This window comes from Microcystis sp. LE19-41.2A (assembly GCF_027530405.1).
GTDB classification, from domain to species: domain Bacteria; phylum Cyanobacteriota; class Cyanobacteriia; order Cyanobacteriales; family Microcystaceae; genus Microcystis; species Microcystis aeruginosa.
Genome location: NZ_JAPZQJ010000628.1, coordinates 1 through 13401, shown reverse-complemented (window position 1 = coordinate 13401; position 13401 = coordinate 1). Strand labels below are relative to the sequence as shown.

At 43.6% G+C, this 13401-nt stretch carries 11 protein-coding genes; 4 read left to right on the top strand and 7 right to left on the bottom strand.

What is annotated here, in order from left to right; genetic code table 11:
- Positions 1-288 (top strand): transposase (locus tag O9290_RS25865; RefSeq protein WP_288087681.1); only part of this gene is annotated, 288 nt, incomplete at its 5' end.
- A 500-nt stretch (positions 289-788) separates the two neighbouring features.
- On the opposite strand, the gene O9290_RS25860 is transcribed toward O9290_RS25865, so the two are convergent.
- On the bottom strand, positions 789-3206 hold the full coding sequence (locus tag O9290_RS25860; RefSeq protein ID WP_288056856.1) for a leucine-rich repeat protein: 2418 nt from the start codon (positions 3204-3206) through the stop codon (positions 789-791).
- A gap of 239 nt (positions 3207-3445) precedes the next feature.
- Between O9290_RS25860 and O9290_RS25855 the strand changes: the two genes are divergently transcribed.
- Positions 3446-4252 carry a TPM domain-containing protein gene (locus O9290_RS25855; RefSeq protein ID WP_002775882.1) on the top strand — a complete coding sequence of 269 codons (807 nt, stop codon included), beginning with the start codon at positions 3446-3448 and terminating at the stop codon, positions 4250-4252.
- Positions 4253-4759: 507 nt separating this feature from the next.
- A complete protein-coding gene (locus O9290_RS25850) occupies positions 4760-5464 on the top strand; it encodes an LmeA family phospholipid-binding protein (protein ID WP_288087679.1) in 705 nt (234 codons plus the stop codon).
- Positions 5465-5647: 183 nt separating this feature from the next.
- Here the strand turns inward: O9290_RS25850 and O9290_RS25845 are convergent, their stop codons facing one another.
- The 3 genes from O9290_RS25845 to O9290_RS25835 all read right to left on the bottom strand — a co-directional run bounded on the left by O9290_RS25845 (position 5648) and on the right by O9290_RS25835 (position 8615).
- Positions 5648-6886 (bottom strand): DUF445 domain-containing protein, encoded by a 1239-nt coding sequence (locus tag O9290_RS25845; protein WP_002758258.1) that lies wholly within the window; start codon positions 6884-6886, stop codon positions 5648-5650.
- 35 nt (positions 6887-6921) lie between these two features.
- Positions 6922-7620 (bottom strand): bifunctional demethylmenaquinone methyltransferase/2-methoxy-6-polyprenyl-1,4-benzoquinol methylase UbiE, encoded by a 699-nt coding sequence (gene ubiE / locus O9290_RS25840; protein WP_288058872.1) that lies wholly within the window; start codon positions 7618-7620, stop codon positions 6922-6924.
- Positions 7621-7745: 125 nt separating this feature from the next.
- Complete coding sequence (locus tag O9290_RS25835) at positions 7746-8615, bottom strand: MBL fold metallo-hydrolase (RefSeq protein WP_288058870.1); 870 nt, start codon at positions 8613-8615, stop codon at positions 7746-7748.
- Positions 8616-8846: 231 nt separating this feature from the next.
- On the opposite strand from O9290_RS25835, the gene O9290_RS25830 reads away from it, so the two are divergent.
- The gene (locus O9290_RS25830) at positions 8847-10076 is read left to right on the top strand and encodes a class I SAM-dependent methyltransferase (protein ID WP_288058868.1); all 1230 of its coding nucleotides are present in this window, start codon (positions 8847-8849) and stop codon (positions 10074-10076) included.
- On the opposite strand, the gene O9290_RS25825 is transcribed toward O9290_RS25830, so the two are convergent.
- The 3 genes from O9290_RS25825 to O9290_RS25815 all read right to left on the bottom strand — a co-directional run bounded on the left by O9290_RS25825 (position 10053) and on the right by O9290_RS25815 (position 13195).
- Positions 10053-11039, bottom strand: coding sequence for a DMT family transporter (locus O9290_RS25825; RefSeq protein ID WP_002758263.1), 987 nt, complete (start codon positions 11037-11039; stop codon positions 10053-10055). The genes O9290_RS25830 and O9290_RS25825 overlap by 24 nt on opposite strands.
- 222 nt (positions 11040-11261) lie before the next feature.
- Positions 11262-12305, bottom strand: a complete 1044-nt coding sequence (locus O9290_RS25820) for an AI-2E family transporter (RefSeq protein ID WP_147068971.1) — start codon at positions 12303-12305, stop codon at positions 11262-11264.
- 29 nt (positions 12306-12334) lie between these two features.
- Complete coding sequence (locus O9290_RS25815; RefSeq protein ID WP_002796996.1) at positions 12335-13195, bottom strand: shikimate dehydrogenase; 861 nt, start codon at positions 13193-13195, stop codon at positions 12335-12337.
- Positions 13196-13401 lie beyond the last annotated feature (206 nt).

The following is a 13401-nucleotide window of genomic DNA, read 5'->3' as shown; positions in this document are numbered from 1 at the left end:
TTAAAGGAAGAATTTAGAAAGATTTATGAAACCTCAGAGAATCCGACAGAGGGAATGCTATCCATCTCGGAATGGTTGGCAAAATCCTCCAGTGTTTTTACCAAGAGTTGTCAAACAATCCGAAACTGGTTTGGAGAAATCATTAGTTATTTCGAGCGAAGGACAACGAATGGGATGGTCGAGGGAATCAACAATAAACTTAAACTAATAAAACGGAGAGCCTATGGCTTGAGAAACTTTCGGAATTTTTGGGTTAGAAGTATGTTGTCTTGGCATCTTGTCTGTTGATTTAGCATAAAGAGTAACGAAGAGCCGAATTTAACAGGCTATCAATTGCCTTCTGGTACAATTATCACAACGGATGACAACCCTTCAAAACCCGACGCTGAGTTAAAAGACAACGAATAATAATGTTAGTAGCAGAAAGACACATTATCAAGAAAGGACATCGATTTTGGTCGGTGAAACCGGAGATTTTCTAACCGAATGCTTCGCCCGTACTTTTTCAGCAAACCATAAATAGGGTCTGCTGAAAAAGTTTTTCGTGGGGGTAGGGTGTGGGGTGTAGGGTGTAGGGTGTGGGGTTTTAGCGATTTTCAGGTGGTCAACTACCTAATTTTCAGGGAAAAAGTCCAGGAATTTTCCCCCCGATCACTCCAATGGTAGGCACTTTTTGAGGGAAAAAAAGTCTAAAAGCCTTATCCAACAAGGTTTTTAGATTTATTCAGCAAACCCTAAATATTTGTAAACTTTTTCGCCTAAGTTACTTTTCTGTGGTAAGCAAATCTTTACTGCTCCGATTTGGGGGTTTCTTGGGGGGTGTCATCGTTGTTGGTTTTTGGTTCTTGTCCTTTAAAAATCGTGATAGATCGCCAAAAACCCTCTAAAAACTGATTGAAGGTCGTTTCATTGATTTTACCCGTCCAGAGCAATCCCACAATCACAATCAAAGCAAAGATAAAAATAATTGCCAAAACGCTGGTAATAAACTGTACCACTGGCACAGTATTGGCAAGCACCGCAAAGATAAAAGCAACCACAGCGAAAACCAGCAACAAAGCGAGACTAGGTTTCAGGAGATTGGGAGTTTCTGGCGTTTTGGGACTCATAGGGCGATTTTCTCGGCTTTTGCGGCCACGTTCCTCCCTTTCGTCGAGATCTCTTGCTCTTTCTGTCTTAGATTCCACCCCTTCTAAGATATCACGGATATTATATTTGCCGCGCAAACCGGGGAGAGGTTCTTCCACTCTGCCTTGGCGATCGAGTTCTATCAGATGGAGATAATCGACGGGAACTTCTACCCCGGTGGGTTTTTCCCCTTGCAATTCTCGAATCACTAACCTTTCCTGTACGGCTAAATTAGGGATAGTAGCGTGAATTTTCTGAAAATCTGTCTTAATAATAGCTAAAAGCGCACTAGCACGGGAACCCTGGGCTTTTATGCTGATGTAGTTATCTTCCTCGTCGGCACGCACCAAAGCTCTATTAAGATCCATTGTCAGAACCACACCACTACGCCAACGCATGGTTTTATAGATCATCTGGTGATTACGGACGATAAAGCGGGAAATAATGCTACCGGGCAGGATATCATAACGGTACTGGAAGTGTAAAGGTGCGTTTTCGTAGATATCCACATCCGGTTCATCGATGGGTAGAAGATCGGTGATTAGATAGCGAGCGGGACTGTAACCATCAAGGGGAAAACAGAGTTCAAATTTTCCCATCAAATCCATCAAAAATCCGCGTTTATTTTCGGGATAACGTTGGGGTTGTTTGAGAATATTTTCCAGATCTGGCAGTGAAAGAATGCCCTTTTTTTGCACCATCAAATCGTGATTATTGAGAATATCATAAACACCGTCAGTTACCCATTCCGGGTTCAGGACATTGGTTTCATTCAGTCGCGGATCATCTTGGTAGTTGAGGACAATACCGAGATCGTGGAGAAACTGCACTAAACTTTTTTGATCGCTGGCCTCTTTAATCTCGGCTGTCTGACACATTTCCTGATACTTTTCGTAGGAAATAAAGTCATAACTCTTTTGCATCGCTTCTAGTTGAGTTTTGATCTCAAACCAACTATTAGGCAATAAATCTTTGATATGGGGAATAGCATCGATTTGGGAGGCGATTTCTTGCACAAGTTGCGCGATTCCCGCACCGGTTTTACAGGAAGTGGCGATTAGCTTGGTGATTTGGTGATATTTTTTCTGGAGGGTGCGGATCTTAACTTGCGGGGGATTTTCATCGGCACAATTACCCACGATAATCACGGGAGAATTGCCTCCGTAGGTTTCAATGAGTTTTAACCAGTATTCCAGACGGTTTTGCTGTTCGTTTTTGCGGTTGTCGAGGACAAGCAGATAAAGACTGCGTTTAGTCAGAAAAAACTGATGGGTGGTTTGCATCACTTTCTGACCGCCAAAATCCCAGAGATTGAGGCGAATATCGGGTTTTTGGGGCAGTGGCCACTTTTCAATATTAATGCCGGGGGTCTTGGGTTCTCCGGAATTAAAGGTATTGTGCAGTAACCTCTTTAACAGGGAAGTTTTCCCCACATCCCCCTCCCCCACCAATAAAACTTTAAGCTCATTAAGAGGGCGTTTAGCTTTATCCTTGAGATAACTAAAAATCGCCTGCGGGTTGCCATCATCCAATATTGTTTTACCCCATCCCTGACGAATAATTTCCGGGGGAACGTTGGTAATCGGGTTATTTTCGAGGACTAATCGCTTCAGGTTGACTAGGTGAGCGAGCGCTTCTGGAATCTCCCTGATTTGGTTATTGCTGAGGTCGAGGTCTTGCAGGGAGGTGAGTTGAGCGAGCGCTTTTGGTATCTCGCTGATTTGGTTATTGTTGAGATAGAGGTATTGCAGGGAGGTGAGGTGAGCGAGCGCTTCTGGTATCTCCCTGATTTGGTTATTGTTGAGAAAGAGGTATTGCAGGGAGGTGAGTTGAGTGAGCGCTTCTGGTATCTCCCTGATTTGGTTATTGTTGAGAAAGAGGTGCTGCAGGGAGGTGAGGTGAGCGAGTGCTTCTGGAATCTCGCTGATTTGGTTATTGCTGAGGTTGAGGTATTGCAGGGAGGTGAGTTGAGCGATTTCGGGGGGAATTTCTGTTAAGTTTTTGTTGGACAGATCTAACATCCACGCTCTTTTGTCCTTTGCCTGTTGAATTAACTCTAATATTTTCTGTGCTGTCATTGACCATCCCCCCGCTACTATATTTACTCCATTTTGGCAAAAGATCCAGTTAATACAACTGGTTGAGACCTCATCAGCTTGAGTTGAGTTTCTGGAGAGTGAACTGAAAACTCGCATCTGATGACCGATAACTGGGTGACTAAAGTTGAGAATTCCCTTAAGATAAAGTAAATAAGTGTAAAGAAACTGAAAGTTAGCCTACACCCTTGCTGAAAAAATTCTCATTGTCTAGAAGTGTTATGCTCAATCGTTTTTGCCGAGGAATCTCGATCGCTCTTGTAATTGGTGTCATTAGCTGTCTGGGTTGGATTATCTGCCCGGATCAAGCTCTAGCGGTGAATAATCCCGAATTACTGCCCAATCAAGCCACTCCGATCGTTGATTTAGCCAATTATCTACCCGCAAAACAGGAAGAGGCATTAATCCGAGATATCGAGACATTTCAAGGGGAAACCGGCTGGAAAATGCGAGTTTTAACCCAATATGACCGCAGCCCCGGCCGGGCCGTGATTAATTTCTGGGGATTGGATGATAAAAGTATTCTCCTAGTGGCCGATGGTCGCGGCGGTAATCTACTATCTTTTAGTATTGGTGATGCCGTCTATGAATTTTTACCCCGCACTTTTTGGATCGAATTACAGGCCCGTTTCGGTAATATGTATTTTGTCCGGGAAAATGGCGAAAATAACGCGATCGTACAATCCTTGGACACGGTAAAAGGCTGTTTAGTTAAAGGTGGCTGTGCGGTAGTCCCCGGTTTACCGAAGGAACAGTGGATTTTAACTTTAATTACCTCAATTGTCGGCGGTTTAGTCTTCGGTTTTGCCGGTATTCCTCGCAAAGAAGGACAGGTTTTCGCTTGGCAATGGGTTTTAATTGTCTCTCCCCTCTGGTTTATCCTCTTTGTTGCTTTTGGCATCGGACCGGTGGTTACTCGCACCAGTGAATTACTGCCCCTTTTCCGCAATTTAATCGGTTTTGCCCTCGGGGTTTTAGTCGCCTATCTTTCCCCTCGTTTTAATTCCCTCAACGCCTCAAAAACCTAAGAATTAGGGGCTTGTCAGTGATCAGTAATCAGTAAACAGAAAGTAGCGAAGTTTTTAGCTATAACTGATACCAAATCCAGTTATTAAGTTGTTGGTTATAATTAAATTAAAAATGAATTTTAGGTTCGATCCCCCCTTAATCCCCCCTTGATAAGGGGGGTGCCGATCCCACCTTCCCCCCTTGATAAGGGGGGTGCCGATCCCCCCTTCCCCCCTTGATAAGGGGGGTGCCGATCCCCCCTTCCCCCCTTGATAAGGGGGGTGCCGATCCCCCCTTAATCCCCCCTTGATAAGGGGGGCATCTGATGATTTTTAACGCCTACCTAGTTAAAAACTGATTATTTATTCCCCTTTGCCTCTTGCCTTTTGCCTTTTGCCTTTTGCCTCTCCTCATAACTAGCCTGTACTCAACGGATTTAGTATGATAGCTGACGGCAGCCCCTCATGGTTCGATCAATCTAGCTCTGTTACAATTAGAAACATTGTGGAGTGAGTGAGATAACGTTTATGTGGGTCAATACTCAAAGTGAGATTATTAGTAAGGTTTTGCCGCCAGCAGTACGTCTGTTCTTAAGAACACAAGTAGAACAGATAGAAGATTTAGAAATGCAGCTGCAAGGTCATGATCGGCAAATTTTGCGCGGTTATATCCCCGGGGTATTTTTAGCCGTAGGAAGAGCGATTTATCAAGGTTTACATCTAGGTAAAGCGCAATTAAGAGGGGAAAATATCCGTCTTAATATCGGGCAGGTTTTGCGAGGGAAACCCCTAAAAATTTTGGAACCTATTCGGGTTAGCGGTGAGGTGGAAATTAACGAGCAGGATTTAAATAATTCGATCGCCTCGACTATTTTAGTTAATGCTTTTGCCGATTTACTAATTTTTTCCCTAGAAAATAACGGAATTGTTAACGCCAGAGAAATTATCTCACAACAGCGTTTTAACTGGAAAAATGTTCTTCTAAATCAGGGCTATTTCTCTCTTCTCGGCCATAGAGAAACAGGTGCAGAAGTAATTTTTACTGCTGATATTACCTTAAAAGATGCCCGCACTTTAGGGATTAGTCCCCGACAATGGCAAGGTTTAGCCCCAGATTTATCTATTGATTTGCAACCTTTTACCGTCGATTTAGGCAAAGATGTGGAGATTAAATCTTTTATTCTCGACGATAAAACTCTTTTCTGTCAGGGAAGTTTTTTGATTTTACCTTAAAAATAAACGGGATGATTCCGGTGGGTTAACTTAGTTTAACCCACCTAATTAGGGCTTGCTGAATAAATCTAAAAACCTTGTTAGATTAAGGCTTTTTCACGGGGAAAATTCACACCCCACACCCTACACCCCACACCCCACACCCTGCCCCCACCAACAAACTTTTTCAGCAGACCCTAATTATTACCCCGGATTCTGTGCAATTAAAATAATTGTTTGTATTAGTCCAACTAGAAGACCGAGAATACCACCAAGATTAACAATTCCCTGTAATTCCTGTTTAACAATTCCTTGAATAGCATTTTCCAGATCAGCAGGGGAAGTGGCATTTACCCGATCGCGGATTACCTGATCGATGTTGAGAATCGGGATAATTTGGGCGACTAATTTCTCTAAATCTTCCTCTAGATAACGCTCTAAAATTAACGCTAACTCTTGACTAATTACCCCTAATGATGTAGTCATTGACACCGAGGATTGCAGACGATTAATAATTAAATTAGCGATTTGATCCCAGTCGATCGTTTGTCCAAAATCTTGCAGAAATTGTTCGCCACTTTCTTGAATATAAATTCGCACCGTGTCTCTAGTGGTTTTACGCAATTGTCTGACGGTGGAGATAGGTAAATTTTGCAAAGAGATACCTTGTAACCAGTTTTTCAGACGATTACGCATCTCTAAAGATAGTAATAATTCTTTGATTCTGGTATTAGCTAAATCCTTTTCATCAAGGCAAAAAGTGCGTAAGCGGGCCAGGGCATTGCGTAAACCGAATAAATTGGCTACTACCCAATAGGTTCCACTGGTTTTTTCCCGAAATCCTTCATCGATAACTTGAATATTGCGATCGGTTAAAAAATCGATCAAAGCTAGACGGATAACATCAGCAGGTAGGACGGTTTCTAATAGCCAATCGGAGAATTGTCGCGCCTGTTGTTCACTGAGAGAAAATTCTAAGACTAGGCGATCAAAAATTTGATTGATCTGTTTTTCTAAAAAGTCCTGCCGTCGGGCTAAAACTTTTAGTAATCTCGCTAAAGATTCCCCGAATAAATCATGAAGAATCGCCGCCAAAATCTCGGCTGTTTTTGCTTGCCGATCGCCTTTTATTTGTTTTAAAGCTAATTGTAACAGCCAGAGTATCGCCCCCTGTACCCTTTCGGTGTCGAGGAGTCGTTTAGCCAGTTTTTGTAGTTCCTCGGGGGTTAACAGGGAACCCATGATCGTATCCGATACCCGGACAGCTAATCGATCTTGATTGCGAGGAATTAGCCCCGGAGTGAAGGGAAGAGGACGCTTACCGATATAAATCGCCTTGTAGGGACGAAATAGCATTTTTATGGCTACATCGTTCGTAAAATAGCCAATAATTGCCCCCGCGATCGGCGGTAATATCCATGTCCAAAGAGTAGGGAGATTCAATTTAGCAGCAAAAAATAAACGGAAATGTGAGTGAGTTATTTCTTCAAGACTAACACTCCCATCAGTCCTGCTAGGAGTGGATAGTGAACGGCACCGGAAAATCCCGACCGATAGCCTAATTTTACCTGTTCTGGGCCCATGGGAAAGCGATCGATACTGGGACTAATATAAGCGTACTGGTCAGTTAAGCCGTAGCGCTCGGCGGCGGGAACGACGATATGATCGAGATACCAGTTTTGGAATAGTTTGGCGATGGTTTGGGTAGGTTGATGGAAGTCAAGAATCGCCGCTTTAGCACCCGGTTTCAGGACTCGGTATAATTCCCCCAGACATTGGGTAATATCGACCACATTGCGTAATCCATAGCCGATAGTGGCACAATCAAAGCTAGAATCGGCAAAGGGTAAATTGAGGGCATCCCCTTCCATCCAGTTAATATTAGTGGCGCTAAAACGTTGACGGGCGATTTTTAATTGTTGTGGGGAAAAATCTAGTCCGATCACTTTGCCGGTTTTACCCACTTGTTTTGATAATAGGTTAGTCAGGTCGCCGCTACCACAACAGATATCGAGAGCAAAATCCCCTTTTTCGGGTTGACACCACTTGACTGTCATTAATTTCCAGACGCGGTGTAATCCTAAACTTAATTCTTGATTAAGGCGGTCATATTCGGGAGCGATCTGATCAAAAATTGCTTGTATTTCTGTGGAGTTAGGTGAGGATTGATTGGACATTTTGATAATATAGCACCAGAGAAAATCCCAGATGAAGTTATATCATTCTATCCTATCTCCGCCCACGGAGATAAGCTGTTGACCATCTACAGCAGTTATCTTCTTGGTGAGAACAGTAGCTTAGGTTACGCTTCATCTATCCGAGAACCTTCCGGTCGTAATTCGATCGAGAGTCCTTCCCGGGCGAGAATAGTTTGAGGCAGAATCTTTCTTACCTGTTCCCCAATGCGATCAAGAAAATCGTCATTATGGGCGGGATCGTGATGAAATAGAACTAACTGCTTAACTTGCGCTGCCTGGGCGATTTTGACTGCCTGTTGCCAAGTGGAATGACCCCAACCCTCCTTAGAATACTTAGGATCGTTGTATTCCTCATCGGTGTAGGTAGCATCAATAATCATCACATCCGCTTGCCATGCCAAAGCCAAAACGTTATCATCAAGGCGATCGGGAAAATGTTCGGTATCGGTAATATAAGCTGCCGATAAACCCTGCCAATTTACCCGATAACCCACCGCTTCTCCTGGATGATTTAAAGGACGGGTTTCGACGGTGACATCCCCACAGTGGAGGGTTTCGCCCATTTCTAGATTATAAAATTCTAAATCGGCCCGCATAATCTGCAAAGGCACGGGAAAATTGGGATGTGACATCTGATCGTGTAATTTTTGCTTGATGGTTGCCCCATTGGGGGAGGGAACCGCGTAGATATTAAAAGTATTGCCCCGGATAAAAGCAGGGATAAAAAAAGGAAAACCCTGAATATGATCCCAATGGGAGTGGCTGAAAAATAAATGGGCTTTCGCTGGACTTTCTGCCATCAAAGACTGTCCTAGTAGGCGTAACCCCGTACCACCGTCAAAAATTAATCTTTCTCTACCGACTTGCATCTCCACACAGGAAGTATTACCACCATAACGAACGGTTTCTGAACCTGGACAGGGGATACTTCCCCGTACTCCCCAAAATTTGATCTGGAAGCAATTGTAGGGCATATCAGAAGTTTCTCTACTTGTGCTGATGGGCTAATATAGCGTTTTTCAGTCTAATAAGGTATGGTAAATCCCTTGATAGATAGGCGTTTCAGGGTTTCAATCGGGACTAACTTCTGTGAAAACCGCTATAGATCAGATTAGCACTCTTCCACAATTAAGTCTGTGACCTGATGACAAACACGATAATTTATGATAGGGGGAAAGGATTATAGTTTTCGGGAAAGCAAGAGCATGGATTTACAGAAATTCTTAGAACAATTGCCTCAACAGTATCAGGATTGGGGATCGGCTTTAATGTCGCCTATTTCCGAGCAATTAACCCTTTTAAGCCAAAAAACCGCATCTTATCCCGATCGCAATCTCTTTCCCCTACTCAATTTAGCCGTTGCCTGTCTGCAACCGGACGAGGTTTACTGTCAAGTGGGTTGTTTTCGTCGCGGTAGTTTAGTCGCCGCTTTCTGCGATAATAGCGATCGCTACGGTTATGGCGTAGAAGCTTTTTTTAAATACGATCTATCGGGAGAAAAACTAACTATATTATCTGAGGATTTGGAGGATTTTCAACTATCAGAACAGATATTTTTAAGCGATCAAGAAACGGAAAACTTTTTCGATGATCTCGAAGAACTAAACAGTGAAGAAAAGCTGGGAGTTTATTACTACGATGCCGCCGAAGACTATCGCTCTCTCTTTATCTCCTTGCTTTTAGCCAAAAACTTCTGGTCTGATTCCGCTTTAATTATCATCAATAAATGTCAGCATCCCGCTCTCCAACAGGCAATAAAAGATTTTACTAAAACCCATCCCCAAGCTCAGATAATTTTAGATGATCAAGTCGCTAATCACGGTTTGCTTGGTTTGAAAAATATTTGTTTATTAGCTTGGAATGCTCCCCCAGGGATAACAGCGCTAAAATCCCCGAAAAAACTGGTTTTAAATGTGGGTTGTGGTCCCTATAATCCCGAAGCTTTACCCAAACTATTCCGCGATGGCAATTGGCAAGAAATTCGCCTCGATATCAATACTGCTGTTAACCCAGATATTTTAGGAACTATTACCGATTTAAGTGCCGTTCCCGATCACTCCGTCGATGCGGTTTTTTCTAGTCATAATCTAGAACATATTTATCATTACGAAGTTCCCATCGCCCTAGAGGAATTTAAACGCATTCTTAAACCCGAAGGCTTTTTAATGATCGTAGTTCCCGATATGCAAACTGCCGCCGAATTTGTCGCTAGAGGCGATATGGAAAATGAACCTTTATATATTTCTCCCGGTGGTCCCGTGCGCGCTTTGTGGATGTTTTACGGCATGGGAACAGAAGTCCCCGGAATGCCCTATATGGCTCATAAAACAGGTTTTACTTCTCAAAATCTCAACCAAAAATTACAAGAAGCAAATTTTGCCAGAGTCGAGGTAATTCGCACGGAATTTGAGTTAGTTGCTTTTGGGTATAAGTGAGGAAAGATTAGCAAAAATTGCCCGCAATTGTGGGGCGATTCTTTCCCTTTGATTGATTAAATAAATACTAACGAGGGTTAAAGATACCCCCACCCATTGCAATACACTTAACATCTCACCGAGGAATAAATTCCCGAAAGTGAGGGCAAAAACCGGAGTTAAAAAAGTTAAAGAACTTAAACTGGTTAAATTGCCCTTGGCGGCTAAATAAAAGAATATTCCGTATGCGATCGCACTCCCAAAAATCGTGGCATAACTTAAAGCTAACCAACCATTTAAATCGATATTTTGCCATTGATGGGATTCGGTGAAACCTGAAGCTAAAAATAGGGGCAATCCCCCTAAAATCATGTGCCATCCCGTGGCGCTGACGGGATCCGCATGACGACAGACAAACCGGATTAAGACTGTTCCCACCGCCATGGATAGGGAAGCCAAAAGCATCAGCATTTCGCCGCTATTTAGTAATTCCTGCCAGCTAAAGTCAATATTTAACCCTTTTTGTCCAAAAAAGTCATAAAACCATTGATCGGGCAAGCCAATTAAACTAATTCCCCCAATCCCTAAACCCAATCCCAACCATCCCCAGACACCGATAACTTCTTTAAATAGCCAACTGGACATTAAAGCCACCGCTAGGGGTTGGGAGTCAATAATTACCGATCCTAACCCTGCCCCGGTGCGATTTAATCCCAATGCCAGAAAACCTTGAAAAAGAGTGGCATCCATCAGAGCAAAAAGGGCAATCCATAGCCACGCTTGCAGGGTTTTGGGCTGAGGACGACCTAAAAACCAAGCTACTATTAAAACTAACATTCCGGCGGGGACAAGGCGAATTCCCGCCATAAATAGGGGGGTAGTATGGGGGATAACACCCTTCATCGCTACCATCGCTGTTCCCCAGAGAAAAAACGGTGAGATAAATAAGAGGGGCGAGGATTTCTTTAAATCTAGGTTTTCCATAGGTAAGTAGCTGGTTATAATTAAATTAAAAATGGATTTTAGGTTCGATCCCCCCTGCCCCCCTTGATAAGGGGGGTGCCGATCCCCCCTTAATCCCCCCTTGATAAGGGGGGTGCCGATAGGCGGGGGGATCTGATAACTTTTAACGCCTACCTACTTAGCGATCGAGTTTTGTAGATAACAAATTTCTCTAATTGTATAGTAGAAACTGGGGATCGGCTCTTAATTCTCTTGACTTTCTCCTAACTGATTTTCCTCTAAATCTGTTATTGGTTTTTCTTCGCTCGATCCGATCCAGATCGCAATCATTCCGGCGATAGGAATGGAGAGAAAAACCCCTAATAATCCCGCAACTCTTTCGCCGATAAAGAGGGATAAAAATAAAATTACTGGGTTTAATTCTAGGGCATTGCCCATAACTTTAGGGCGAATAATATTATCTTGAATTTGCACCAAGACAACACAGACAATAAAAGCTTTAACGGCAATTGCTAGTCCCTGGGAGGTAAAAGTCAAGATAGTTACCAACAAAATGCCCAGGGTTGCCCCGATACCAGGGATAGCATCGATAACACCGAGAATGCTCGCTAAAATTAGCCCATATTTGATTCCTAATAGGGAAAAACTTAAGAAACTCGTCACCGATAAAAAGAGCATTAACAACAGTTGCCCGCGAATAAATCCCAGAAAACTTTGTCGAAAAGACTTGGCAAAACGCTCCCGGTATGCTATGGGGAGAAGTTGCAAAAAACCTCGCCAGAGTTTATCACCGTCGATGAGCATATAAACACTGATCACCGCCCCGAAAATGCCCGTAAAGACACTGGAAAAAACTCCCTGTACGAGCGATAAACCCGTGGCTAAACCGGTTTGTAAGCTTCCCACCATTTTATTCAAATCTAACCGATCGAGAAAGTCTTGAAAGGGTAAAAAATCTTTTTGACTAAGGGCATCGGTAAGATTGAATAGTAGTCCTCTCCCCTGATTAACCGCTTCTAATCCTATGCCTGTGACTAATCTAAATAGGAGGATAAAAGCTACTAGGGTGGTAATAGCAATGGCTAGTCCTCTCGGTAGATAACGGGACAACCAAACCACGGGATAATTTAATAGAGCGGCCAGGACTGCCGAACCAGTAAAAATAGCGATCATCCCGTAGAAATAGTTAATTAAGATAATTAGACTCCAGCCACAGCCAAATAATAATAGATAGCGCACTAGAATCGAGTTATTCAGAGTTTTCCAAAAGGAGCTAGAAGGGGGCATAAATAAAGCCAGAAATAAGATTTTAGCATTTAGAATTGTTTTAACAAAGCTTCCCGCATGACCGAGACGGGGACGGGTTGACCTAACCAGATTTCTAGTGCGATCGCTCCCTGATTAACTAACATTTCTAACCCATCAATAATTCTGATCCCTCTAGTCCGGGCCAACCGGAGAAATTTGGTCGGCCGGGGATTATAAATTAGATCGTAGGCGATCGCCGATGGGGGTAAAAGGTCTAATAATTCTAACTCAACAGGGGATTGTTCGCCCTGGGGGGACATTCCGATCGGGGTAGAATTAATCAGGAGTTCTGTGGTGGATACCAGCCCCTCTAATTCGTCCCAGCTATGCACTTCTAGGAGGTCATAGAGGCTTGTATTCGCCCAACTTTCTTTAAAAGGATCTAATTTCTTTTGATTGCGTCCTACCACATGAATTTCGCCACAGCCCAACTGGGCGCAAGCCACCACCACCGCCCGGGCAGCGCCGCCATTGCCTAAAATAACTGGATTCACCCGACTCCAATCTTTGTCAAGGGATTTCAAGGGTGCGAGAAAGCCATCCACATCGGTATTCGTTCCCTGCCAGCCGGTTTCCGTGCGCCAGACGGTGTTAACTGCGCCCACTAGCCTGGCTTTCTCGGTAATTTGCGATAATAAGGGAATAATTGCTAATTTATGGGGAATTGTGACGCTAAAACCCTCTAGATCGATGGCGGCCAAACCAGCGATCGCAGTTGCTAAATTTTCCGGGGCGATAGGTAGGGGAAGATAGACATAATTTAGCCCCAAGGCATCGATAGCGGCATTGTGCATGGGGGGAGAAAGAGTATGGCCGATGGGATCGCCGATTACGCCTAATAACTTGGTTTTTCCGTTAATAATGGTCATAAAAAAGGTGGGCTTTCCCCACCAAAGTTTGATATCAAGGGTGGCCAATGCTCACCTTACTATACTAGGGTTTGCTGAAAAAGTTTTTCCTGGGGGCAGGGTGTAGGGTGTGGGGTGTGGGGTGTAGGGTTTTACCGATTTTGAGGGGGTCAATTACCTAATTTTCAGGGAAAAAGTCCAGGGATTTTTCCCCCGATCACTCCCAG

What these genes read in the sequence shown, in the direction of transcription:
- O9290_RS25860 (WP_288056856.1), bottom strand. Translation starts at nt 3,206, where the DNA reads ATGACAGCACAGAAAATATTAGAGTTAATTCAACAGGCAAAGGACAAA.
- O9290_RS25855 (WP_002775882.1), top strand. Translation starts at nt 3,446, where the DNA reads ATGCTCAATCGTTTTTGCCGAGGAATCTCGATCGCTCTTGTAATTGGT.
- O9290_RS25850 (WP_288087679.1), top strand. Translation starts at nt 4,760, where the DNA reads ATGTGGGTCAATACTCAAAGTGAGATTATTAGTAAGGTTTTGCCGCCA.
- ubiE (WP_288058872.1), bottom strand. Translation starts at nt 7,620, where the DNA reads ATGTCCAATCAATCCTCACCTAACTCCACAGAAATACAAGCAATTTTT.
- O9290_RS25835 (WP_288058870.1), bottom strand. Translation starts at nt 8,615, where the DNA reads ATGCCCTACAATTGCTTCCAGATCAAATTTTGGGGAGTACGGGGAAGT.
- O9290_RS25830 (WP_288058868.1), top strand. Translation starts at nt 8,847, where the DNA reads ATGGATTTACAGAAATTCTTAGAACAATTGCCTCAACAGTATCAGGAT.
- O9290_RS25825 (WP_002758263.1), bottom strand. Translation starts at nt 11,039, where the DNA reads ATGGAAAACCTAGATTTAAAGAAATCCTCGCCCCTCTTATTTATCTCA.
- O9290_RS25820 (WP_147068971.1), bottom strand. Translation starts at nt 12,305, where the DNA reads ATGCCCCCTTCTAGCTCCTTTTGGAAAACTCTGAATAACTCGATTCTA.
- O9290_RS25815 (WP_002796996.1), bottom strand. Translation starts at nt 13,195, where the DNA reads ATGACCATTATTAACGGAAAAACCAAGTTATTAGGCGTAATCGGCGAT.